This window comes from Streptomyces sp. CA-135486, from assembly GCF_050936555.1.
In the GTDB taxonomy this organism is placed as follows: domain Bacteria; phylum Actinomycetota; class Actinomycetes; order Streptomycetales; family Streptomycetaceae; genus Streptomyces.
Map to the genome: position 1 here is coordinate 3664224 of NZ_JBNJMM010000001.1, position 23553 is coordinate 3687776.

General features: G+C 70.4%; 16 protein-coding genes. 9 read left to right on the plus strand and 7 right to left on the minus strand.

Annotation, left to right across the window (positions count from 1 at the left end; translation table 11 throughout):
• Window positions 1-13: 13 nt before the first annotated feature.
• The 6 genes from ACQEVG_RS16590 to ACQEVG_RS16615 all read left to right on the plus strand — a co-directional run bounded on the left by ACQEVG_RS16590 (window position 14) and on the right by ACQEVG_RS16615 (window position 8986).
• Window positions 14-1714, plus strand: a complete 1701-nt coding sequence (locus ACQEVG_RS16590; RefSeq protein WP_432983675.1) for a CocE/NonD family hydrolase — start codon at window positions 14-16, stop codon at window positions 1712-1714.
• 329 nt (window positions 1715-2043) lie between these two features.
• Window positions 2044-4725 carry a SpoIIE family protein phosphatase gene (locus tag ACQEVG_RS16595; RefSeq protein ID WP_432985398.1) on the plus strand — a complete coding sequence of 894 codons (2682 nt, stop codon included), beginning with the start codon at window positions 2044-2046 and terminating at the stop codon, window positions 4723-4725.
• Between the two features lie 226 nt (window positions 4726-4951).
• A complete protein-coding gene (locus ACQEVG_RS16600) occupies window positions 4952-6016 on the plus strand; it encodes a tetratricopeptide repeat protein (protein ID WP_432983678.1) in 1065 nt (354 codons plus the stop codon).
• On the plus strand, window positions 6013-7062 hold the full coding sequence (locus ACQEVG_RS16605; RefSeq protein WP_432983682.1) for a polyprenyl synthetase family protein: 1050 nt from the start codon (window positions 6013-6015) through the stop codon (window positions 7060-7062). Before ACQEVG_RS16600 ends, ACQEVG_RS16605 begins: the two co-directional genes overlap by 4 nt.
• A 680-nt stretch (window positions 7063-7742) precedes the next feature.
• On the plus strand, window positions 7743-8324 hold the full coding sequence (locus tag ACQEVG_RS16610) for a hypothetical protein (RefSeq protein ID WP_432983685.1): 582 nt from the start codon (window positions 7743-7745) through the stop codon (window positions 8322-8324).
• A gap of 203 nt (window positions 8325-8527) precedes the next feature.
• Window positions 8528-8986, plus strand: a complete 459-nt coding sequence (locus ACQEVG_RS16615; protein WP_432983688.1) for a DUF5709 domain-containing protein — start codon at window positions 8528-8530, stop codon at window positions 8984-8986.
• 106 nt (window positions 8987-9092) lie between these two features.
• On the opposite strand, the gene ACQEVG_RS16620 is transcribed toward ACQEVG_RS16615, so the two are convergent.
• The 3 genes from ACQEVG_RS16620 to ACQEVG_RS16630 form a co-directional block, all read right to left on the minus strand.
• Window positions 9093-9887: a maleylpyruvate isomerase family mycothiol-dependent enzyme gene (locus tag ACQEVG_RS16620; RefSeq protein ID WP_432983691.1), complete on the minus strand. Its 795-nt coding sequence runs from the start codon at window positions 9885-9887 to the stop codon at window positions 9093-9095.
• Between the two features lie 79 nt (window positions 9888-9966).
• Window positions 9967-11964, minus strand: a complete 1998-nt coding sequence (locus tag ACQEVG_RS16625) for an aldehyde dehydrogenase family protein (protein WP_432983694.1) — start codon at window positions 11962-11964, stop codon at window positions 9967-9969.
• A gap of 124 nt (window positions 11965-12088) precedes the next feature.
• Complete coding sequence (locus ACQEVG_RS16630) at window positions 12089-13582, minus strand: MFS transporter (protein ID WP_432983697.1); 1494 nt, start codon at window positions 13580-13582, stop codon at window positions 12089-12091.
• A 115-nt stretch (window positions 13583-13697) separates the two neighbouring features.
• Between ACQEVG_RS16630 and ACQEVG_RS16635 the strand changes: the two genes are divergently transcribed.
• Both ACQEVG_RS16635 and ACQEVG_RS16640 read left to right on the plus strand, forming a co-directional pair.
• Window positions 13698-14159 (plus strand): MarR family winged helix-turn-helix transcriptional regulator, encoded by a 462-nt coding sequence (locus tag ACQEVG_RS16635; RefSeq protein ID WP_432983700.1) that lies wholly within the window; start codon window positions 13698-13700, stop codon window positions 14157-14159.
• Window positions 14160-14436: 277 nt separating this feature from the next.
• Window positions 14437-16464, plus strand: a complete 2028-nt coding sequence (locus tag ACQEVG_RS16640; RefSeq protein WP_432983703.1) for a SpoIIE family protein phosphatase — start codon at window positions 14437-14439, stop codon at window positions 16462-16464.
• Window positions 16465-16526: 62 nt separating this feature from the next.
• Here the strand turns inward: ACQEVG_RS16640 and ACQEVG_RS16645 are convergent, their stop codons facing one another.
• Window positions 16527-17609: a DUF5937 family protein gene (locus tag ACQEVG_RS16645; protein WP_432983706.1), complete on the minus strand. Its 1083-nt coding sequence runs from the start codon at window positions 17607-17609 to the stop codon at window positions 16527-16529.
• A 141-nt stretch (window positions 17610-17750) separates the two neighbouring features.
• On the opposite strand from ACQEVG_RS16645, the gene ACQEVG_RS16650 reads away from it, so the two are divergent.
• Complete coding sequence (locus ACQEVG_RS16650) at window positions 17751-19025, plus strand: MFS transporter (protein WP_432985401.1); 1275 nt, start codon at window positions 17751-17753, stop codon at window positions 19023-19025.
• Between the two features lie 37 nt (window positions 19026-19062).
• On the opposite strand, the gene ACQEVG_RS16655 is transcribed toward ACQEVG_RS16650, so the two are convergent.
• Genes ACQEVG_RS16655 through ACQEVG_RS16665 form a run of 3 tightly spaced genes read right to left on the minus strand, consistent with a single transcriptional unit; the run spans window position 19063 to window position 23513 of the window.
• Window positions 19063-20310: a PucR family transcriptional regulator gene (locus ACQEVG_RS16655; protein ID WP_432983709.1), complete on the minus strand. Its 1248-nt coding sequence runs from the start codon at window positions 20308-20310 to the stop codon at window positions 19063-19065.
• Between the two features lie 25 nt (window positions 20311-20335).
• Window positions 20336-21751, minus strand: coding sequence for a phytoene desaturase family protein (locus ACQEVG_RS16660; protein WP_432983712.1), 1416 nt, complete (start codon window positions 21749-21751; stop codon window positions 20336-20338).
• The gene (locus ACQEVG_RS16665; protein ID WP_432983715.1) at window positions 21744-23513 is read right to left on the minus strand and encodes a DUF3556 domain-containing protein; all 1770 of its coding nucleotides are present in this window, start codon (window positions 23511-23513) and stop codon (window positions 21744-21746) included. Before ACQEVG_RS16665 ends, ACQEVG_RS16660 begins: the two co-directional genes overlap by 8 nt.
• Window positions 23514-23553 lie beyond the last annotated feature (40 nt).

Here is a 23553-nt window from a genome sequence, read left to right on the forward strand (position 1 = left end):
AGATGGAGCCACAGTGAGACGAACGCAACGCCCCGGCGGACACCGCGCCAGTGTCCGGACGACGAGTGCCGCGGTTGCCGCGGCCCTCGTCCTCGTCGGAACGGTCGCTGCGGCACCGGCAGCACAGGCGGCGTCCACGGCAGCGGACCACGGGCCGGAGCGCGCGGCAGCCCACGCCGCGGCGGATCCCTCCTTCCGCCTCGCCGACATCCCGATGAGGGACGGTGTCGTCCTCAAGGCGAACGTCTTCACCCCCGCCCCCGGCACACCCGGCGCCGACGCGCACGGCCGCTACCCGGTGATCGTGCAGCCGGCCAGCTGGGGACAGAACGACTACGAGTACGTTCTCCAGGGCAAGCGACTCGCCTCAGGCGGCTATGTCGTTGTCACCTACACGGTCCGCGGCTTCTGGTTCTCCGGTGGAGAGGTCGACGTCGCGGGACCCAAGGACGTGGCGGACATCTCGTCGGTCATCGACTGGGTCATCGCCCGGACTTCGGCCGATCCGCAGCGTATCGGCATGACCGGTCTCTCCCTGGGCGGCGGCCTGACCCTGATGGGAGCCGCCACCGACCCACGGATCAAAGCGGTGGCCGCGATGAGCGGTTGGGGGGACCTGGTCGACTCGCTCTACAGCGGCGAGACCCGGCATCTGCAGGCCGCCGCCGCACTCACCGCCGTGCAGGTGCCCACCGGACGCCAGAGCGCCGAGTTCCATCAGATGCTGGCCGACCTCTTCGCCGACCGCAACGCGCCGGAAGTCGTCAAATGGGCGCGGACCAGATCCCCGGGCGCGTACGTGGACCGGATCAATGCCAACGGCACGGCCGTCTTCCTCGCCGGCGCATGGGGGGACAGCATCTTCAACCCCAGCCAGATCACGGCCTTCTACCAGAAGCTGACCGGCCCCAAACGGATGGAGCTGCGTCCCGGTGACCATGCCACGCAGGAGGTCACCGGCCTGCTGGGGCTGGACAACGCCACCTGGGCGAGCGCGCTCCGCTGGTTCGATCAGCACCTCAAGGGCAGCGGCAGCACTCCGCGTCCGCCGGTGGACCTGGAAGTGCGGCCCACGGGTGCACACGAGACCTATCCGTCCTGGCAGGCCGTCAGTTCCCGGACCGAGCGGTTGCGGCTCGGCCGAGCGAACGCTTTCGGCACCGGTGCGCTCGGCGGCGGTACTCCCGGGAGCAGCGGCACGGTGGGGACGGGGTGGTGGACGTCGGTCGCCGGCGGTACGAACTCGGGCGCCGACGGCGGCATCACCGAGGTGTCCGGGCTGCTTGACCAGCTCGTGAAGCTGCCTCCCGTCGTCGTTGTACCGCTCATTCCCCGCCGGGCCGGAGCCGTGTGGCAGTCGGCGCCGTACACGGCCACGCAGAACATCCGCGGAGCCGCCAGGCTGCACACGACCGTCACCGCCTCCGCACCGGAGGGCACGGTGATCGGCCACCTCTACGATGTGAACGCCAGCGGCGTGGGGAAGCTGATCACCCACGCCCCGCAGAGTTGGACCGGCAGGACGCCGGGGGAGGCTTTCCCCCTCGACATCCAGCTCTTCGCCACGGCCTACGACCTGCCCGCCGGACACCGGCTGGCTCTGGTTCTCGACACCAAGGACCCGCTGTACGGCAGTCGCTCCCCGCTGGGCAGCAAGGTGTCGTTCGGCTCGCCGGAGGGCGACCCGTCCGAACTGGTGCTGCCCCTGCGCTGAGCATCGGCCCGTAAGCGTCAGTGGAGGCGGGGCCAGGTCGCAGTAGGGACTGGGAGGCTGTGAGGGATCCTGCGGATAGTCGCCACGTCCAGGGCGAGCGCCGCCGAACTGGTGCCCAGCGCGCCTGGCGCGATCAGGGGTGCGGCCCGCTGCGGGCGGCGAGGCTCGGTGGGCCCACCGCCGGTGACCAGCAGCATCCAGGCCGGCCGACGGCTGGAGGCCCTCGGCCAGTCAGCAGCCCATTAATGTGCCGCTGAGCGCCTCGCGGTGTTAGAACGGTTAACGTGGTCAAACGTTTCGACCGATTCCGGGGCGCACCGGTTCGGTCACTGGCCGATAAATATCCCCGGAGCGTGGCCGGTCAGGTCTTCGCTCTGCAGGTGGCTGTCGTGGTGCTGCTCGTGGCGACCGCGGTGCTGGCGCTTGTGCTGCAGTCACGGCACGACAGCAGCACGGAGGCGAAGCACCGTTCAGTTGCCGTCGCGGAGACCTTCGCGCACTCTCCGGGCGTTCTGGCCGCGCTGAAGGCCCCTGATCCTTCCAAGGTGCTCCAGCCGCTGACCGAGGCGGGACGGAAGGCGGCCGGCGTCGACTTCATCGTGGTGATGGACACGAAGGGGATCCGCTACTCGCATCCCCAGCCGGACCGGATCGGGAAGAGGTTCGTCGGCACCATCGAGCCCTCGCTGGCAGGCCGCGTCTACACAGAGAGCGTCAATGGCCCGCTCGGCCACGAGGTGCAGGCGGTCGTGCCCATCTTCGATGCCAAGGGCAACGTCGTGGCCCTGGTGTCCGCCGGCTTGAAGGTCAAGAACGTGAGCAGCGTGGTGGACCGGCAGCTGCCGATCATCCTCGGCGCCGGAGCGGCCGCGCTCGCCCTGGCCACGGCCGGGACGGCGCTGGTGGCCAGGCGGCTGCGGCGGCAGACGCACCGGCTGGGCCCGGCCGAGATGACCCGTATGTACGAGCATCACGACGCCGTGCTGCACGCCGTCCGCGAAGGTGTGCTCATCGTCGGCAACGCCGGTCAGCTGCTGCTGGCGAACGACGAGGCCAGACGGCTTCTGGAGGTGCCGCCCGACGCCGAGGGGCGGCACATCTCCCAGCTGCCCAGCCTTGATCCCAGCACGGTGGAGCTGCTGACCTCGGGCCGCGTGGCCACGGACGAGGTGCACCTGGCCGGGGAACGGTTGCTTGTGGTGAACCAGCGGCCCACGGATCGACACGGTGGCCCCAAGGGGACGGTCGCGACCCTGCGTGACTCCACGGAGCTGCGGGCGCTGTACGGCAGGGCGGAGATGGCCCGCGAGCGGCTGAAACTGCTGTACGACGCCGGTCTGGGCATCGGTACCACCCTCGACGTGGTGCGTACGGCCGAGGAACTGGCGAAGGTCGCGGTCCCCCGGTTCGCCGACTTCGTCACCGTCGATCTGGCCGACCCAGTGCTGCGCGGGGAGGAGCCGGCCGGTACGGGCGACATGCGCCGTACCGCCGTCCACGGCATCCGGGACGACCATCCCCTCTATGAACTCGACCGCCTGATCGAGTTCCTCCCCTCCACACCGCAGGCACGGGGTCTCGGCAGCGGCCGGTCGGAACTGGTGCCCGACCTGTCCGCCGCGTCCGGCTGGCTTGCCCAGGACCCGCAGCGGACACGGATGATCGTCGAGTACGGCATCCATTCGCTCATCACCGTGCCCCTCCAGGCGCGGGGCGTCATCCTGGGCGTCGCCAACTTCTGGCGCTCGGAGAAACCCCAGCCGTTCGAGGAGGACGACCTGTCCCTGGCCGAGGAACTGGTCGCCCGGGCCGCGGTCAGTATCGACAACGCCCGCCGCTACACCCGTGAGCACACCCTGGCCGTGGCTCTGCAGCGCAGCCTGCTGCCGCGGGCCCTGCCCGAGCAGAGTGCCCTCGATGTCGCCCACCGCTACCTGCCTGCGCTGTCCGGGGTGAGCGGGGACTGGTTCGATGTGATCCCGCTTCCGGGCAATCGCGTGGCGCTGGTCGTCGGGGATGTCGTGGGCCACGGCCTGCACGCGGCCGCCACGATGGGACGGCTGCGCACGGCGGTCCACAACTTCTCCACCCTCGACCTGCCGCCCGACGAGATCCTCAGTCATCTCGACGACCTGGTCGGTCGTATCGACCAGGAGGAGGCCGGGGCCGCCGTCGGTGCGGGGGTCATGGGCGCCACCTGCCTGTACGCGATCTACGATCCCGTCTCCTGCCACTGCGCCATGGCGCGGGCCGGGCACCCCGTGCCCGCGCTGGTTCACCCCGACGGCAGTGTGTCGTTCCCCGATCTGCCGGCCGGGCTGCCGCTGGGCCTGGGCGGTATGCCGTTCGAGGCCGCCGAGCTGGAGCTGGCAGAGGGCACGCAGCTCGTCCTTTACACCGACGGGCTCATCGAGGACCGCACCCGGGACATCGACGTGGGGATGGAGCTGCTGCGTCAGGCCCTGTCGTCGCATCCCGACCGGACGCCGGAGGAGAGCTGTCAGGCGGTGCTCGACGAACTGCTGCCCGGCCGACCGAAGGACGATGTGGCGCTGCTCATCGCCCGCACCCGGGCCATCCCGCCCGACCACGTCGCCAGCTGGGACGTGCCGTTCGATCCCGCCGCCGTGGCAGGGATGCGTGCCGCCGTGGCCGAGAAGCTGGACGAATGGGGTCTGTCCGAGCTCGCGTTCGCCATGGAGCTGGTGCTCAGCGAGCTGATCACCAACGCCATTCGCTACGGCTCGGCGCCGGTCACGATGCGACTGCTGCGCGACCGCGCCCTGACCTGCGAGGTGGCCGACGGCAGTAGCACCTCGCCCCATCTGCGGTATGCGGCCACGATGGATGAAGGAGGCCGCGGGCTGTTCCTCGTCGCGCAGATGGCGGACCGCTGGGGCACCCGCTACACGCCCCAGGGGAAGGTCATCTGGGCGGCCCTGTCGCTGCACCGGCCCGGCGGGAGCGTGGACGGCACGGCGTGGCTGGACATCCTCGACGCGGAACTCTGACTGCCGGACGGGCACCCCCGGTGGAAACTCGCCGCGAACGAGCAACCCCGAGCGCGCAACAGCCGTCTTGATCAACAGCAAGGCGGCCGCCGCATTCGCCGCAGGTGACCGGCGGCTCCCGGACCCCCCACGGGCCAGGACCAGAGCTCCAGATAGCTATACGCTGTATGTATACATGCAGCGTATAGCTGCTCGCCACTGTCCTGGCCACGCACGAAAGGCACCCATGCACAGCAAGGCATTCGCGCCCGAGTACCAAGGCGCCCTCACCGCAATGTCGGTGAACTCCTCCCTCACGGACGTACTGGCCAAAGGAACCCAGCACTTGAGGGCGGCCGAAGTCTCCGGCTCACAGCAGGAGGTGGCGCGGTCCGGGCTCGCCGTGGCCGAGGCGCACCGCAGGCTGGGCAACGTCGAGGAAGCCGATCGGGCCTGGAAGGCCAGCTACCGGGCCGCCCGCTCGGCCGGTGATCTGGGGGCCATGGCCTGGGCGCTGTGGAGCGGTGGGACGCTCGCCCGGCAGCGAGGCGCGCTGGCGCTGGCCTTCCGGCTGCTGGGACTTGCCGCCGACATGGGCAAGCGCGGCGGCGACGTCGTTGCGCGCGGCTACTCCCTCGCCGGTCTGGCGGAGACCGGACGGATACAGGGCGACTACCAGGCCGTCGCCGCCCTGCACGAGCAACTGCTCGCCGAGGCGCGCAAACGCGGCGAGGCACGCCACACCGTGTGGGCGCTGGAGGGCATCGCGCAGATTCACCGCAACACCGGCTCGTACGACACTGCTCTTGCGATGTTCGAGGAAGCGGCTCAGATAGCCGGGAAGGCCGACGACCGGCGCGGCCGGGCGTGGGCGCTGCGCGGCATGGCCGACATCGTTTCCCTGCGGGACGACGACACGGAGCGCGCCCTTTCCCTGCTCGCCGAGGCCGAACTCACCTGCCGCGAGATGAAGTTGTCCAGCGCGCTCGCCTACAACCACAAGATGCGTGCCAACGTGCTCTTCCGCGCCCGCCGTTACGGCGAAGCCCGCCACGTCTACGAGGAGGCGCTCGCGGAGTTCCGCGCCATGGGCGAGCCGCGGGGCGAGGCGCTGGCCCGGCTCGGGCTGGTCAAGGCCCTCGCGCACCTCGGCCGGGACCACGCCGAGACCGCCGCGGAGTTGGACGAGTTGCGCCGTACTCTCGACCGGATCGGCCTGCGGCACGCCCGGGACATGGTCGACAAGGCTCATGCCGAACTCGGGGTGGTGCCCCTTGCCACGGTGGCAGGCGAGGGAGACGACCGACGATGACGCTTCCCGTAACCGCCCAGGCCACCGCACCGCAGATTCTCGCCCGTTGCCGCGACCTCGTGCGGCCGGCCCTCATACAGGCAGTCCACCGCCTGCACCCCTGGCCGGCCGAGATGGCTGCCTTCTCCCTTGGCTGGAGCAATGTGGGCGGCAGACTCGTCCCCGGCCCGCACGGCAAGGGAGTACGCCAAGCGCTCACGGTGCTCTGCGCCGAGGCCGCGGGCGCGCCCGGGGAGGACGCCGTCGTCGGCGCGGTCGCGGTCGAGCTGATCCACACATTCTCGCTCCTGCACGACGACATCATGGACGGCGATGAGACGCGCCGGCAGCGCGCGACCGTGTGGAAGGCGTACGGCACAGGTCCCGCAGTCCTGGCGGGAGACGCACTCTTCGCCCTCGCCGTGGAGACGCTGGCCAACTCCCGCGCCGTACACAGCGGAGCAGCGGTCAGGCACCTGGCGGGGACACTGAACGACCTGGCGCGCGGTCAGGCCGAAGACCTGCTCTTCGAGTCCCGGCCCTGGACGGGGCCCGACGCGGTGCGGCCACACGAGTACAGGTCCATGGCAGAGCACAAGACCGGCGCGCTGCTCGGCTGCGCAGCCGGCCTGGGCGCCGTGCTCGCGGGGGCTCCGACGCCGACCGTCAACACCCTGGCCCAGGCCGGTCGGCATCTCGGGGTGGCCTTCCAGGCCGTGGACGACCTGCTGGGAATCTGGGGAGACCCGCAGGTCACGGGGAAACCGGTCCACAACGATCTACGCCGGCTGAAGAAGACGTACCCCGTCCTCGCGGCCCTGACCACAGACGGCCCGGCCGCACGGCGCCTCGCCGCGCTCCTCAACTCCGACCATCCGCTCGACGACACCGCCGCCCGCCGAGCCGCCGAGCTCATCGAAGACGCGGGCGGACGCTCAGCCACGCTGGCCGAAGCCCACCACCACGTGGACAGCGCCCGCGACTGCCTGACGAGCATCCCGTTGGCACCGACGGCGGTCGGCGAGATCCTTACGCTCCTGCCGTTCCTCATCGACCGCAGGATGTGACGGATCGTCGTGTCCATGGAGGGCCGCGCCCCCGCGTTGGCCGTCGCAGGCACCTGCGGCGGCCCGCGGTCGAGGCCGTCAGAACATCAGTACCGTCCCGGCTGGTCGGCCACGATGGGGGTGTCCTTCGCGGCGATCGTCGACCGGGGGACACCACTCACTCCAGAGGACGGTCAGCCCGCGGCTTGGCTGCGGCTGGACCAGCAGTGGCAGGGGTACTTTCCCTAAGACCGGGTCCGGATGCGGCAGCACGCCGCCTGGATCACGCGAAACAAGACCGAGAACTGAACGGCGTCCATCGGGGAACCCGCTCACCCGCGAGGATGTGGCCGGTCCGGGGCTCTGTGACAGCAACCGGACTGGTGGCACGATAGCCGCACAGACCGTATCGGCGGTCATTCACGTTTCTTGGGGCACATATGAACAGCTGGCTCCCATTCCGACTCTTCGCCGCAACGACCGTGGCCGGCCTGATGCTCACGGCCTGCGGGAGTTCCGGCGGGTCTCCGAAGGCGTCGGGATCGCCGTCCGCCACACCGGTTACGTCCACCCCTTCGCAGTCGTCCGCCACGCCCGCCCCCTCGGCCCCGTCGGCGACCACACAGCCGGGCACGCAAGCGCCCACCTCGCCCGCACCCGGCGGGAGTGCGCCGGCGTTCGGCCCCGGGCGCTTTCAGCCCGTGTGGCCGTTCGCCACGCTCGCCCAAGCCCAGGCGTGGCAGCGCGACTATCGCTCGGGCGGACACCAGCCGTGGCATCTCGACGCGGACCAGACCGCACTGTTCTTCACCCGGGGCTACCTGGGCTTCCGGGAGATCAACCGAATCTCCTCGCGCAAGGTCAGCGGTCCGGACGCCCACATCGGCGTCGCAGGGAGCGGGCCCGAGGGTGGCACGGCGGCGGTTGTCCACCTCGTGCGGTACGGCACCGGCCGGGACGCCCCGTGGGAGGTCGTGGGCACCGACGACACGACGTTCTCCCTGACCATGCCCGGATACGGGTCGCTCGTACGCTCCCCACTGCTGACCGGCGGGCGGATCACCGGCGTGGACGAGGGCATCCGCGTGCAGGTGCGGCAGCTGTCGTCCGCGGCGCCGTTGGGCACCTCGTGCTGCACCCCGGCGGGCGGCAACGCCCAGCCCTGGAAACAGTCGGTGTCCTTCTCCGGCGCCAGCGACCCGGTGCTCACGATTGTCGCAACCACCGGTGGGCACGTCGCCGAGGTCGAACGCTTCACCATCACGGCGGTGCGCACCCGCTGACCGGCTCAGCTGAGCACGAATGATCGATCGTCCCGCCGGGGCCGTGCGGCGCCCGGCGGGAGACAAGGGGGCGCGATCGGGCGCAGCCACAAGGTGTCTGTCCCAGGGTCTCCTTCACCGCATGGGCGCAACCCGGATGTGGAGTGTACGTCCCGGCCTGCCCGGCGGAGACTGGAAGGGCAGGGAGGAGCAGAGGAGGAGAGATGGCCGAGAGTGGGATGGGCGACGACGTCTACCAGCCGGACGGGTCCGAGGTACAGGACGATGCCGGGCTGCTGGACGCCGAGGACACACTCGAGGATCCCTCGCTGCAGATCCTGGGCGACGGGTACTCCCCGCCGGAGCAGCCCTGGGCCGTCGAGAAAGTGGGCACCACGGCGTCGGAGCAGCATCGCGGCGAGACGCTCGACGAGCGGCTGGCCCAGGAGGCGCAGGATGTCTCCGTACCTGCGGGCGACGGGTTGGGCGATACCTGGGACACGGACGGCGAGCTGATCGACGACGAGGTCGGGGAGGAGAGCGCCGGGCGCCTGGTGGCTCCGGACGAGGGCGCTCACTCCATTCTCGAGAAGTCCTTGATCGCTCACGATGTGGGCATCGACGGAGCCGCCTCGGCCGAAGAGGCGGCCGTGCACCTGATCCCGGAGTCCGAGGAGTTCTGACCGGAACCCGCGGCCCGGCGCGTCATCGCGCACGTGTCGGCGGCCGGGGCCGACCAGGTGCAACCGGCTGCGCGCCGCGGAGGTGACCACGCGCGCAACTGCCGTCTCAGAACTCGGAGTTGGCGAACCAGTGCGCCAGCAGGTCGTCGTCCCCGACGCGCTCGAAGACATCCGCATCACGCTGGAGGCGGCCGTAGAGGAGCAGCAGCAGATCGGCCGCGGTTCCCTGGACGCTCGCGTCGGCGGCGGTGTCCGCTCCCGCGCCGTCCGCGTCGAGCCCGAAGCCGTCGGGCCGCAGGCGGACCAGCCAGTCGCCGTCCTCGTCGGTGCACCGGAAGCGGATGGTCCTGTCGGCGCCGCGCAGGTTGGCCACCTTGGGTGCGAAGAACGTGGCGAACGGCAGGTTGACCAAGAACTCGTCGATGCCGTCCGCCGCGAGCGCGGGATCGATCGAGGGGCAAAGCCCCAGCGCCAGCTCCGCGTCGACCCGGTGCAGCAGGGTCTCGAACAGCATCCGGCGCGCCCAGAACCCGGCGTGGGGATCGGCCCCCCACACCCACATCGGGACGTCCGGGTCGGTGGCAGCGAAAGCGCCCGCCGCCTCTGCGGCGCCGGCCGCCAGCCAGTTTGCGTAACCGTCGTCCTGTGCCGGCAGCCGCAGGTCCACGTCGCGGCTCCGAGGGGGTTCCTGGATGCGTCCGCGCAGCAGGACCGAGAACCAGCGCTGCACGCTTCCGGTGTGCTTGACCAGGTCGGCGAGTGTCCACCCGGGGCAGCTGGGCACCGGGGCTGCCAGGTCCGCACCGTCGACCACGGCCACGAACCGGGCGGTCTCCGCGGCAACGGCCGCGCGGTGGTCGACCGGGGCCGATCCGTGTTCGGGGTGGCCAGAGGTGTTCATGCTGTCGTGCCTTTCGTGGTGCCGGCCGCTGCCGCAGCGGCCGGGCGGGTGTCGCGGGCTGTCACAGCAGCGCGGGCTGTCAGCTCAGCGGTTTGTCGAGGATCGCCTTGGCATGGCTGAACGTGTCGATGGAGTATTCGCCGTGGTAGCGGCCCATACCGCTCTCGCCGACGCCGCCGAACGGCAGCTCGGGGACGGCCAGATGCAAGACGGGAAGGCCAAAGGTGAGAGCGCCGGAGGAGGTTTCTTCGGTCAGCCGCTGCTTGGTCCGCGCCGAGTCGGTGAAGGCGTACAGAGCGAGAGGCTTGTCGCGCTCGTTGATGAAGGCGATCGCCGCGTCGAGGCTGGGCACGCCGATGATCGGCAGGATGGGGCCGAAGATCTCCGACTGCATTACCGGAGCCTCGGGGGAAACGTCGGCGAGGACGGTCGGAGCGAGGTAGCGGCTCGCACGGTCGTGTCCGCCGCCGGTGACGATGCGCCCGTCGCCCAGTAGCGCCGTGAGCCGGTCGAAGTGCCGCTCGTTGACGATCCGTCCGTACGCGGGGCTGAGCGCCGGGTCGTCTCCGTACATCGTGCTGACGGCGTCGGCCAGGTGCGATTCGAGGGCGGCGGCGGTGTCGCCGATGGCGAGGATGTAGTCGGGGGCGACGCAGGTCTGGCCTGCGTTGAGGAACTTGCCCCCGGCGATCCGCTGGGCAGCGGCGGCGAGGTCGACGCCCGATTCGACCACGACGGGGCTCTTGCCGCCGAGCTCCAGGGTGACCGGGGTGAGGTTCCTGGCGGCGGCCGTCATGACGATCCGTCCGACCGTGCCGTTGCCGGTGTAGAAGATGTGGTCGAAGCGCTGGGCCAGCAGCGCGGTGGTTTCCGGGACGGCACCCTCGACGACGGTGACGGCCTGCGGGTCGAGGTAGCGGGGAAGCAGGCGGGCCATTGCCGCAGAGGTGGCCGGAGCCAGCTCGCTGGGCTTGATGACGGCGGTGTTGCCCGCCGCGAGGGCGCCGACCAGCGGGGCGAGGGCCAGCTGCAGCGGGTAGTTCCACGGCGCGATGATCAGCACGACGCCGAGCGGGTCCCGTACGACCCGGGCCTCCGCGGGCAGCAACGCCCCGGGAACTGCGGCCGGCTTCGGGCGCAGCCACTCCTCAAGGTGCCGCACGGTGTGGTCGAGTTCGTTCAACGTGAAGCCGACCTCGGTGCGGTACGCCTCGGCAGGGCTCTTCCCCAGATCGGAGTGGAGCGCCTCCTGGAACACCTCGGCCTGCTCGGTCAGCAGCGAGCGCAGCGCCTCCAGCTGGCCGAGGCGCCAGGCGAGCGGCTTGGTACGGCCGGAGTCGAAGGTGGCGCGCAGCCGCTTCACAACGGTGTCGGCGTCGGCGGAGAGTGCCTCGACCAGCTCCTGGGCCAGCTCGGCGGAGGAGCCGGGATTCTGACCGGTGTACAGGTTGCGGTCGATGACGGTGTGGGGGGTGAACGGCGCGGCCTCGATGAAGTCGGCGCCGAGCTCGACGAGACGGTCCTGGACCAGCCACTTGGCGTTGTCGGCGAGACCGACCTCTGCTTCTTCCGCGTTGGTGAACGCGGTCATGCGGTAGCCGGCGAACGGCCAGCTGCCGTCCTCGCGGCGGGCGGCGAGCAGGGCGGCGGGTGCGTGACAGACCACGCCCAGCGGCTTGCCCGAGTCGAGTGCGCGGGTCAGGATCCGGCCGGAGGCCTCATTGACCGCGAGGTCCTCCATCGGGCCGTGGCCGCCGGGGTAGAAGACCAGGTCGTACGCGTCCGGGTCGATGCCCTCCAGCTTGGCGGGGCCATCGAGCGAGGCCCGGATGGAGTCGAGGTAGGCGGCGAGGGTGTCGGCGCGCCCCTGGCCGCCGGTGGCCGCAGCGCTCAGGCTGCCCTGGTCGACGGTGGCGGCAACGCCGCCGGGTGTGGCAATGGTGATCTCGTAGCCTGCCTCCCGGAAGATCCGGTGGGGCTCGGCGAGTTCCTCGGCCCAGTAGCCGGTCGGGTGCGGCGTCCCGTCGGCGAGCGTCCAGTGGGTGGCTGCGGTGACGACGAACAGCGCGGAGGGCATGTGGTGCTCCAGTGGGGATTGGTGTGCTTTTGAAGAGCGGCGGGAACCGGGCAAGTGCGCGGGACATGGCTGACGTTGTCCGGGCGAGGTCTCAGCCACTGCCGCGAGGGTTGTGCCGTGTGCGTCAGAGCTTCGCGGGGGCGGCCTCGGCCACCTCGACGGGGCTGCTCGCGGCCATCGGGACGGACGCGGTGAGCGGGCGGTGGTGCTTGCTCAGCCCCAGCAGCGCCACGGCGGCGGCAAGGAAGAGCGCACCGGCGGCGATGACAAAGCTCAGCGTGAACTGGCTCTCGGCGGGCAGTGCCACGCCGGCCGAGGCGTAGGTGACTGTCTTGGAGGCGAGCAACGAGGTGACCACCGCGCTGGCGATCGAGCTGCCCACCGACCGGGAGATGGAGTTGATGCCGTTGGCGATGCCGGTCTGGTGCAGCGGAACGCTGGCCGCGATCAGCGCGGGCATCGCGGCGTAACCGAACGAGATCGCGACGCCGGTGAGCATTCCCGCGGCGATCACAGCAGCGCTCGCGCCGTGTCCCCAGGCCAGCCAGGCGAAGCCAGCGATGCCGAAGAGCGCGCCCACCGCGAGCGTGAACCGGGCGCCGATCCGGCGGACGAGGGTGCCGCCGACCGGGGCTGCCACCAGGGCGATCAGGGCGCTGGGCAGCAGATACTCGACGGAGGCACGCAGCACGGAGGCGGTGAAGCCGTACCCGGTGATCCGCTGTGGCATCTGGACCAGGTAGGAGATGCCGATGAACTGCGCGAAGGCGGCGAAGCCGACGAAGAGCCCGGCCAGGTTGGTGAAGAGCACCTGACGGTGCACGAACATCCGCATGTCCACGAGCGGGTTGGCGACCCGCAGCTCGACCAGGACCCAGACCACGGCCGTGGCCGCGGCGCCGACGAGGCAGCCCACGATGCGTCCCGAGGACCAGCCCCACTCATGGCCCTGGGAGATCCCGAGCAGCAGCAGGACCAGGAAGAGGGCGAGGGTGACGGCGCCGAGGAGGTCGATCCGGCCGCCCGTGGGTGAGCCGCCGTGCGGGACGACGAGCGCAACCGCGGCCAGGGCTAGCACGGTCAGGGCGGTGGAGAACCAGAAGACCAGGTGGTAGTCGGGGTGGCCGCCCTGGGTGAGCAGCCCGGTGGCGACGAGCGAGAGGCCGCTGCCAAACGCCAGGGTGCCGCTCACCAGCGCCATCGCCCCGTGCAGCTTCTCGTGCCTGACCTCGTCGCGGAGCACCGACAGGGCGAGCGGAAAGATCGCGGTGGCGGAGCCCTGGAGCACCCGGCCGACGATGAGCAGCGCCAGCGAGGTCGTGGTCGCGGCGATGACCGAGCCGATGACCATCACCACCAGGACGGCCACCAGCGTGCGCTTCTTTCCGTACTGGTCGCCGACGCGGCCGAGCAGCGGGGTGAAGACGGCTGCGGAGAGCAGGGCGGCGGTGGTCACCCAGCTGACACCGGCGGCGCTGGTGTGCAGTTCGTTCTGGAGCAGGGCGAGGATCGGGATGACCTGTGTCTGGGCCATGGCCACCACCATCGCGGCGAGGCCGAGCGCGAGGACCAGGGGTGTGCTGCCACGCTCCTTGGCAGGGGTGGGGACGTGACTCACGAGGTCGAACCTTCCAGGGAGATTGAAGGCATGGATTGTTGATGTCTTCAAGTAATGCGTTGAAGGTAATCCTCGATAGTTAAGGTTGTCAAGTTGTTTCGCCTACACTTGAGCCATGACTCGCACCGTCCCGCCCGCGCCGACTTCACCTCGCGCGGTTTCCGCGCCCACGCCCGTTCAGCTGATGGACCAACTCGCACAGGCCGCGGCCGGCTACTACCGGAACTTCGCCGTGGTGGCGGCGAAGCGCGGCCTCACCCTCATGCAGGGCAAGATGCTCAGCCTGCTCCGGCAGCCGATGTCCATGCGGACCCTCGCCGATCTGCTCGCCTGCGACGCCTCGAACGTCACCGGGATCGTGGACCGGTTGGAGGCGCACGAGCTGGTTCGCCGCGAGGCCGACCCCGCCGACCGGCGGATCAAGATGGTGATGCTGACCGAGGAGGGGGAGCGGACCGTCCGCCTGATCCGCGCCGAGCTGATGTCCATGCTCAGTGGGCTGGAAGAACTGGGCGAGGACGAGCGGCGCACCTTCCAGCACCTGCTGAGCCAGGTCTTCCCCGCCATCACCTCCTGACGTCGGGCCGCCCGCCGGCCGGTCACCTCGCGGGCCGGGCGGTCCGGCGAACCCCGTACGGGCGGGGTGTGCGGTCGGCCGATCCGGGAGGACCATGGAAGCCGGAGCACCCAATGGACAAGGGGGCAGGCGGCAGACGAGTGGACAGGCCACGGACCGGGGCGGGGGACGGCCCACGCGGTCCGGCAGGTGGAAGGAGTGCCGGGTGAGCGCAGCCGAAGGGCCTCGGGATGACACCGGTCGGGCTGAGGGAAGACCATCGCAGCCGAGCGGGCTCATGGACCTTCTCGGTGTCGCCGCTGTGCTGCTGGACGCCGACGGGCGGATCGTTCTGTGGAGCCCGCAGGCCGAGGACCTGTACGGCTACACCGCCCAAGAGGCGCTCGGGCAGTACGCGGCGCCGCTGCTCCTCCACGAACAGCACTGGGACTGGGTGATCAAGCAGTTCGCCGAGGTCATGGAGACCGGACAGAGCTGGGCCGGGGCGTTCCCCGTCCGGCACAAGGACGGCAGCACCCGGTTGGTGGAGCTGCGCAACATGCGTCTGCTGAACGACCGCGGCGACTTCTACGCTCTCGGGCTCGCCACCGACTCACCGACGTTGCGACAGGTGGAGCGGGATGTCGCCCTGTCCACCCGGCTGATCTCCCAGTCCCCCATTGGGCTGGCGATCCTCGACACCGATCTGCGGTACCTGGCCGTCAACCCCGCCCTGGAGCGGATGCACGGCATACCCGCGAAAGACCACCTCGGCCGGCACTACCGCGAGATCATGACCTCTGCGAAGTTCGAGGTGCCCGAGGCCGGGATGCGGCAGGTCCTCAAGACCGGGATCCCCATGGTCGACCAGTCCACCATCGTCGGCCGGACCCCCGCCGATGACCGCAAGCATGCCTGGTCGGTCTCGTTGTACCGGCTGGAGGACCCTCAGGGGCGTGTTCTCGGGGTGGCCGACCTGGTGGTGGATGTAACCGACCGGTATCAGGCAGCCATGGAGGCTGCGGGGGCCCGGCGTCGGCTGGCCCTGATCGCCGACGGCTCCGTTCGTATCGGCACCACCTTGGAGGTGGAACGGACCGCCCAAGAGCTGGCCGAGGTCATCGTTCCCGAACTCGCCGACGTGGTCGCGGTCGACGTCCTCGACTCCGTCCTGGAAGGCGGCCACCCAGCCGCCCGCGACGGCCCCGCGCTCTTTCGCGCCCTGGCGGTGCAGGCCGCCTACCCGACCGAGGCCGCTGAGGCCGCCGGCCCACCCGGCCATGTCGCCGCTTACGCCCCCGACCGGCTGGCCACCCAGTGCGTACGCACCGGCCGCCCGATCCTGATCACCCACGCGGACAACAGCGACCTGGCGCGCCTCGCCCGCGACAACCACGCCGCCACGCTGCTGGCCCGCGCCGGCGTGCACTCCTGCATGCTGGCCCCGCTCACAGCCCGCGGCCAGATCCTCGGTTTCGTGGGTCTCACCCGCGCCCGCAACCCGCTGCCCTTCGACGAGGACGACCTCGCCGTCGCTGCTGAACTGGCCTCCCGTGCCGCCGTGTGCATCGACAACGCCCGTTCGCACCAGAGCGTGCGCAATGCCGCCGAGACCCTGCAACGAAGCCTCCTTCCGGAACACCCGCCGCACCTGCCAGGCCTGGAGGTTGCCTCCCGGTACCGGCCGGCCCAGGCCACCTACGAGATCGGCGGCGACTGGTACGACCTCCTCCCGCTCGACAGCGACAAGACCGCACTCGTCGTGGGCGACGTCATGGGCAGCGGCATTGACGCCGCCGCCACCATGGGCCGCCTGCGTACCGCCACCAGTGCCTTCGCCGACCTCGACCTCGACCCCGCCCAGGTCCTCCAGCACCTCGACAGGATCACCTCCGGGCTGGGGCATTACATCGCGACCTGCGTGTACGCCGTCTACGACCCACACCGCGCCCAGTGCCACATCGCCACCGCCGGCCACCTGCCCCCGGCCCTCGTACGCAGCGGCCAGCATCCCGAACTGCTCGACCTGCCCACCGGCATCCCGTTGGGAGTGGGCGGCGTCGCCTTCGAGACCACCACCTTCGACCTCGGCCCCGGCGACCAGCTGGTCCTGTATACCGACGGACTGGTTGAAACCCGCCACCACCCCATCGACGAACGCCTGGAAACCCTCCGCCACCTGCTCGACCGGCCCGACCACTCCCTGGAGGAAACCTGCGACCGGCTCCTTCACGAACTCCGGCGTCCCGACGACCCCGACGACGTCGCCCTGCTCATCGCCCGCACGCAGCCCTTCACGCCCAGCTCCGAACATCGTCAGCGTTGAAGGGGCAGGAGTCCGCTGCCGCTGCTTGGCGGCGGCTCGGCCCCTGGGGACCGGTGCCGCGTTCAGCGCAGTACGGCATCCATCAAGTCGGTACCCAGTGCCGCTGTCGCAGCCGCATCGAGCTCGTACAGCACGTAGCGGCCGCGACGCCGCGTGGTCAGCAGGCCGGCCTTGCGCAGCACAGCCAGGTGCCGCGAGACCTCCGGGGTGGTCAGGGACCAGGCCGAGGCCAGCTCGCCTGTCGTGTGGGATCCACGGGCGAGCGTACGCACCAGCCGGATGCGCACCGGATGGGACAGTGCCTCCAGACGCAGATTCACCAGCTCCATGGGTACCGGCTCCGGCAGTCCGTGGACCGTGACGGGGTACTGGACCACCGGACGCCGGCCGGGGGCATGCACCACGACCAGGTGCGGGTGGCCGAACACCGTGGGCACGAACGTCATTCCCCCCGCCGCGCTCGCCGCGTTGTCCTGCAGTTTGTCGATGACGATCTGCTGCCGCTCCTCGTCCAGGGTGACGGCCCGGGACACCGATGCCAGGGTGTCGGCGAGGCCGCGCCGGGCCAGCAGATCCATCTTCAGCCGCAGATCTGCCGCGATCTTCGGCCTGACGTGCCGCCAGTTCTCCGTGAAGAAAGCCGGCTCGCAGTCCTCCAGCATCCGGCGCACTCGGGCCCGTACCATCGGCGGATCCGCGATCAGCCGGTCCGCGAAGGACGCCTGGCGCGGCCCACGGGCCTGGGCGAGATCCAGGGCGCGCTCCCGGTTCGCCGGGTCCGTCAGCGGCGACGGCATGCCGAACTGCAACCGGTTGGCTCCGCAGGTCGTGACGAGGGCCGCGGACACATATGTCTCGTCGTCGAGACGGTCGACCTCGTCCAGCTCCTCCTCCAAGGTCGCCGCCGGACGGCCCGGCAGGAGGAAGTCCGCCCGCGACGACCGCCACAGGAACTCGGCTTCGAGCAGCCGCTCCGCCAGATCCGGCTCCAGCGCCGCCCGCGTCCCGGCCGCCCAGCCCTGGTACGCCGGATGATGCTCCGGCACCGCCAGCACGTGCAGCATCGCGGTCAGCTCCGCCAGCGGAGACGCCGCGAACAACAGGCGCTCCGCCGGCACCCCGGTGATGTCGATGGCGAGGCTCATGTCGGACATCCTCGCAGGCGGCTGCCGGTGTGCCGGAATGGATTGACGACAACAGTCAATCAAGGTGACCGTCGGCAAGCGTCCAACGACTGTGGCGCCATGACGACGACCCCGCCGGTACGGACCCGGCATCCGGCCACGATGCAAGGGCGGCCCGGGCGGCCTCGGCTGAGCGAACTCATGCGGGTATCGGGCGGCGCCCGCTACGCCGTCGCCCTGGCAGTGGACTCGCTCGGCTCAGGCATGCTGCGGCCCTTCCTCCTGCTCTACGGGATCAAGGTGCTGAGGCTGGGGGTGACGGAGACCGGTACGGCGATGTCGGTGGGCATGTTGCTCGGCCTCGCGGCGGTGCCGTTCTTCGGGCGGTGGATCGACCGCGGCGCCCGCACCGCGGCAGTCGCCTGCGCGATGCTGGTCCGCGTCCTGGGCATCGCCCTCCTGCTCGCCGCCGACGGCATTGGAGGCTCTGCTGTCTGGGGGTTCACCGCCGCCGCGCTGTTCCTCGGGATCGGCAACCAGTGCTGGCCCCCCGCACACGCGGCGCTGGTCACCACACTGGCCGACGGCCGCAACCGGGATGCCGCGCTGGCCGCGGGCCGGTCGCTGCGCAATGCGGGCATGGGTGCGGGCGCGCTGATCGCGACCGTGAGCATGACCGGTGGCACGGGCGCACTGCGGACCCTGGCCGCCGTGACCGCGCTCGGCTACACCGTCGCCGCAGCACTTGCCTGGTCGATGCGGGTCACCGCCGCCAGGCATGCGCAGGGGCCGAGTGCCGACGTGTCCCGTGCCGGGCGACCCCGGCGTGGGCGAGTCACCGCCCTGGACATCGCCAACTTGCCCTACGCATTCTGCTTCAACGTCCTTGAGGTGGCGCTGCCTGCCGTCCTCGTCTCCCAACTGCACGCCTCTCCGGCCTGGTCCGCAGGCATCTTCGTCGGCAACACCGTCATCGTCGTCACCACCCAGATCGCCGTCGTGGTGTGGATGTCGCGGTTTGCGCGCCGCTCGGCCCTGGCCGCCTCCGGTCTCGTGCTCAGCGCCTCCTACTTGGGCTTCTGGGCTGCCGGGGGCATCGCGGGCCAGGGCGCGGCCGCGGCCGTCGCCGCGGTGTCCGTGCTGTACACGGCAGGGGAGATCATGTACACGGGCAGCGCCACCGCACTGATAGCCGCCACCACTCCCTCACATCTGCTCGGCCGCGCGCTGTCCCGGTTCCAGGTCTCCAGTGGCATCGGCCTCGCGGCGTCCCCCGCAGTGCTGATGACGCTGTTCGCCTGGGGGCCGGGAGCGCTCTGGGGTTCGTTGGCTGCCACGACCCTGCTGGCCGCCGTCGTGATCCACCGCTGGGCTCCCGGCGACCAGGCCGAATCGGAAACAGAGCGAGCCGCTCAAGGCTCGGCGCGGCACGCGTAGCACTTCGTTCCTGCGACCTCCCCAGGCAATCAGGTGCTCACTCCGGGGCCCGGCGCAGGACGGTTGCCCCGTGCCAGCGGCAGACGGCCAGGGCGAGTTGGAGCTGGAACGTGTTTTCCTCAAGTAGTACGCCGTGCTTCTCGACGGCCTGCTGGATGCGGTAGTGGACGGTGTTGCGGTGGACCGTCAGCTGGTCGGCGGTCGCGGTGTAGCTGCGGTTCGTCGCGAGGAAGACCTCCAAAGTCGCCCGCAGGGACTGCCGCCAGGGGTCGTCGACGACCAGGCCGCCGAGGGTGTCGGCGACGAAATCCGCCAGGTCGGCGGGCTCATCGGCCAGCAGGGCGACCGGCGCCACCTCGGCGAAGGAGACCACACGGGGCGCGGCCTCTCCCGCCGCCAGTGCGAGCGCCTTCGCCAGGGAGGCGCCGCGGATGCTGAGTCGGAAGCCGTCAAGTCCGAACCGGGGGTTGCCGATGGCCACCCGTACCGGCAGGCGTGCGCGGTCCACTTCCGCCGCCACCGCGTCGGCGTCCACGCTCTGACGGGCCTTTACCGGGAGCCAGATGCGGACGTCCGTCTCGTCGGTGGGCACGAGCAGCGGGTGGCCGCGCGCCTCGAAGATCCGGTGCAGGAGGGTGCTCAGGCGCTCCAGGATGTTCATCGCGTCGTACGGGTCGCTCGAGCGGTCGATCCAGCCCTCCACGGCGAGATGGGTTCCGGTCAGCCGGTACCCGAGGGCGGCTTCGGCCTGCGTGATGCTGGGAGAGGGGTCGTGCAGCAGCTGGGTCACCCAGTGCTGCCGCAGCGCGCCCCGGCTGCTGACCCAGCGTTCGCGTTCCTCCTCGTAGGCGCGAGCGACCTGTTCGCAGATCCGGTCGATGTACGCCGCGGAGATCCCCACCACCGTGATGACCACGCGCGAGGTGTCCTGGACGGGCAGCTTCACGGCTTCGTTGAGCCCCAGTTCCAGGAAGCGCGACGCGCCCAGGCGGTAGGCGCGCAGGAGCGCCGACATGGGGACGTCGCGCTGGGCGAGCCGCCGGGCGTAGGAGACGGCCGACGGAGGTGCGTCCACGGTCCGCGGGTCGATGCCGTTGGTCAGGATGTGCAGTCCGGCGACGACGTTCTCGGTGATGCTGGCATGGAGCAGGCTGTGCAGCCGCTCATCGTGGTCGAGGACCGCGATTTCCTTCTCTGTGGCCACCACGAGCTCCGCTATGAACGCGTCGCGGTGGGGTATGAGGGCGTCCGCGAGCTGAACCAGAGGGTCTGCCGACGCGCCCATGTGTGCTTCCTTCCCTGGGGCGATGTCACCGGGCGAGGAACCGCAGCGCGGACCGCGCCGCGTGGTAGCCGCTCATCCCATGGATCCCGGCACCCGGCGGGGTGGCCGCCGAGCAGAGGAAGACCCCGGGGATGCCGGTGCTGTACGGGTCGAGCGCGATTCGGGGCCGCAGTGCCACCTGCACAGCGGTATTGGCCCCGGTGATGATGTCGCCCCCGACATAGTTCGGATTGTAGTGCGGCAGTTCGGCCGTCGAGCGGACGAATGTGCCCACGATGCGCTCCCGGAAGCCGGGGGCGAACTGCTCGATCCGGTTCAGTACGGCGTCCGTGGCGTCACCGGTGTAACCGTGCGGGACATGGGCGTACGCATAGACAGGATGGATGGTGCCGGCCGAGCGGCCCGGATCGGCGAGGTACTGCTGGGCGAGCAGAACGAACGGGCGTTCCGGCATACGGCCGCGACCGGTCTCCCGCTCGGCGTGGACGGTCTCCTCCAGAGTGCCGCCGAGGTGCACAGTGCCCGCGCGACGGCAGGAGGAGTTGGTCCACGGCACCCCGCCCTCGACCGCCAGGTCGACCTTGAACGCACCCGGGCCGTGGCGATAGCGCCGGTAGGCGCGGCGGACGCGGGCGGGCATACGGTCCCCGCAGATGTCGGCGGCCGCGCCCGGGGCGACGTCGAGCAGGACCGTCGACGCGGGGGGCAACTCCTCGAGGGAGCGCACCTGGACACCGGTTTCGATGGTGCCGCCAAGTTCCTTGAGCAGCGCGGCCAGCGCCGCGCCGATCACTCGGGAGCCGCCGCGCGCGACCGGCCAGCCGTACCGGTGCCCGACGGCGCCGAGCATCAGCCCGACCGCGGCGGTTGTGGGGCGCGTCAGCGGATGAAAGGCGTGCGCCGCCATCCCGGCGAACAGCGCACGTGCTTCTTCGGTCTGCCAGCGGCGGGCCACCCAGGTGGCCGGCTGGAGCGCCCGCAGCCCGAACCGTACGAGGTGGACCGGATGCCTGGGCACATGCACCACCGGCCGCAGCAGGTCCTCGGCCAGAGCGTCGAACCCCGATGCCGGCGGGCCGAAGAGCCGGCGCCAGGACGGACCGTCCAGGCCGAGGCCCGCCGCGGTCTGTTCGAGGGAGCGGACCATCACCCCCGCCCGGCCGGAGTCCAGCGGATGCGCGAGATCGATCTCGGGCCAGGCCCACTCCAGGCCGTACCGTTCCAGGCCGAGCGAGCGCAGGAAGGGTGAGCCGACGCCCAGGGGGTGCACGGCGGAGCAGTGGTCGTGCAGGACGCCGGGCACCGTCAACTCGCTGCTCCTGGTGCCGCCGCCGATTTCCTCCGCGGCCTCCAGGACGGTGACACCCACGCCCTGCTGGGCCAGGGCGACGGCGGCGGCCAGCCCGTTGGGGCCGGCCCCCACCACGATCGCGTCACTCATGTGTCGCCACCACGTGCGTGCCTGCCGGGTCAGGACGGCCGTCGGCCGTCCTGACGGGGATCGTGGGATCGTCGTCGGCCGGCCAGGGCTGCCGGGCGATCATTTCCTTGACGTCCACGAAGCCTTCCTCGATCCGGCCGGTTGCCGCGTCCAGGATGCGGTAGTGCTGGTGCTGCCGATGGATAGGCTGGGATTCGAGGACGATGACGCGCAGTTCGCCCTCCGCGAAGCCGCACCGCTCCTGGACCGCCCGCAGCAGCTGCTCGTTGTGCAGGTGGCCCTCACCGAAGTTCCAGCCGAGGACCGTGCCGGCGACGTACTCCCCGTCACGCATGTCGTAGGCATCGGGGTCCTCCACGGCTCGGGAGAGCAGGCCGTTCAATGCCCGGCCGTGAGTGTGCATCGACCGCCAGGCCATGCCCTGATGCAGCATCAGCTCGGCGATCTGCTCACCGTACAGGCTGGTGAGCTGGTCCCTGGGCGTGCCGGCGGCTTTGGCGATGTGGGTGTTGAGCTTCTCTTCCGAGCCCCTGCGGAAGCACCATGTGCTCGTGGCCCAGTTCCCGGCGTAGTAACGCATCGCCGGCAGGAACGACACCAGATGCGGCTTCACGTTGCCGAGCACCGGGACCGCGACCAGGCAGACCAGCAGAAGTGCCGCCAGGAGCGGGGAGTCGAGTGCGGAAACCTCGGCCCCGGAGTAGTGGCCGAAGAGGAACAGTGCGGAAAAGATGAAGAAGATGTTCCACTCCAGCGGCACGCCCATCGGGAACGTCGAAATGATGTGCAGGTGGAAGACGACCATGACGGTCAGTGCGACGGTCGTGGTGATGCCGCCGTGGGAGAGCAGGAGCACCAGCGGCACCGAGTACTCGATGACCGTGCCCCCGTGCGCCGCGAAGGCGGACAGCCGGGACGGGCGCAGGTCGTCCGGGTACCCGCGGTAGAGCTTGCGTTTGAGCCACTTGCTCCGTTGCAGCGGGCTGTTGCTGATCATGATGGCGCAGACATACGGAAAGTGGTGGTTGAGCTTGGACGTCGCTGCGCCCCACCACAGGGCGAGCATCACCAGCTTGAGACCGATGATCATGTCGGTGAAGGGGAAGCAGAAGACCAGCAGGGTCAGCCCGTACTGCTCCCCGCGTGCCGCGAGGAAGACCGTCTTGTCACGCAGCCCGAGCAACGCCAGCGCGACGACGAGCGGGACCAGGCGGACGGGCTCGATCAGGCCGGCGGTGTGTGGCCCGGGGACCCGGTCGGGGTTGCCCGGCGAACAGAGCAGCCACACGGCCGAGGCGATGACCGCCGCGTACAGCACCACGTCGGTCATGGTGCGGCGGGTGCCACGGGTGAGTGGCACCTTGCCCGGCCACGGAGGCAATCGGACGGTGCCGGGCCGCAGCCAGTGCAGGAACGCGCTGACGGGAGGCAGGAAGCGCAGGGTCAGCGGTCCGGATCCGCAGCCGAGGCCGAGCACTTCGTACAGCAGCGTCCAGACAACGATCTTCTGATAGACGATCGGCTCGGTCCACCAGGACGCGAAGTCGCCGATCTCCCCGACTCCTGGGGTTGCCGCGGCGATGGCCACGCCGCCGAGGACGTAGCCCACGATTTTGACGAGGTAGAGGACGTACACCGCGTACGGTGTGCCGAAGCCGTTCTCGGCCCAGTGCTGGGCGAGCGGGCGGATGCGCTGCGCATACGGCCGCGAACGCCATTCCTGCAGATCGACGTCGGCCAGATTTGGCGTGATGAATCCCATGAAGCACCTTCAAGTTTCGCTGCGATGGCGGAAGCGGAGG

What these genes read in the sequence shown, in the direction of transcription:
- ACQEVG_RS16600 (WP_432983678.1), top strand. Translation starts at nt 4,952, where the DNA reads ATGCACAGCAAGGCATTCGCGCCCGAGTACCAAGGCGCCCTCACCGCA.
- ACQEVG_RS16605 (WP_432983682.1), top strand. Translation starts at nt 6,013, where the DNA reads ATGACGCTTCCCGTAACCGCCCAGGCCACCGCACCGCAGATTCTCGCC.
- ACQEVG_RS16615 (WP_432983688.1), top strand. Translation starts at nt 8,528, where the DNA reads ATGGCCGAGAGTGGGATGGGCGACGACGTCTACCAGCCGGACGGGTCC.
- ACQEVG_RS16620 (WP_432983691.1), bottom strand. Translation starts at nt 9,887, where the DNA reads ATGAACACCTCTGGCCACCCCGAACACGGATCGGCCCCGGTCGACCAC.
- ACQEVG_RS16625 (WP_432983694.1), bottom strand. Translation starts at nt 11,964, where the DNA reads ATGCCCTCCGCGCTGTTCGTCGTCACCGCAGCCACCCACTGGACGCTC.
- ACQEVG_RS16635 (WP_432983700.1), top strand. Translation starts at nt 13,698, where the DNA reads ATGACTCGCACCGTCCCGCCCGCGCCGACTTCACCTCGCGCGGTTTCC.
- ACQEVG_RS16640 (WP_432983703.1), top strand. Translation starts at nt 14,437, where the DNA reads ATGGACCTTCTCGGTGTCGCCGCTGTGCTGCTGGACGCCGACGGGCGG.
- ACQEVG_RS16645 (WP_432983706.1), bottom strand. Translation starts at nt 17,609, where the DNA reads ATGAGCCTCGCCATCGACATCACCGGGGTGCCGGCGGAGCGCCTGTTG.
- ACQEVG_RS16650 (WP_432985401.1), top strand. Translation starts at nt 17,751, where the DNA reads ATGCAAGGGCGGCCCGGGCGGCCTCGGCTGAGCGAACTCATGCGGGTA.
- ACQEVG_RS16655 (WP_432983709.1), bottom strand. Translation starts at nt 20,310, where the DNA reads ATGGGCGCGTCGGCAGACCCTCTGGTTCAGCTCGCGGACGCCCTCATA.
- ACQEVG_RS16660 (WP_432983712.1), bottom strand. Translation starts at nt 21,751, where the DNA reads ATGAGTGACGCGATCGTGGTGGGGGCCGGCCCCAACGGGCTGGCCGCC.
- ACQEVG_RS16665 (WP_432983715.1), bottom strand. Translation starts at nt 23,513, where the DNA reads ATGGGATTCATCACGCCAAATCTGGCCGACGTCGATCTGCAGGAATGG.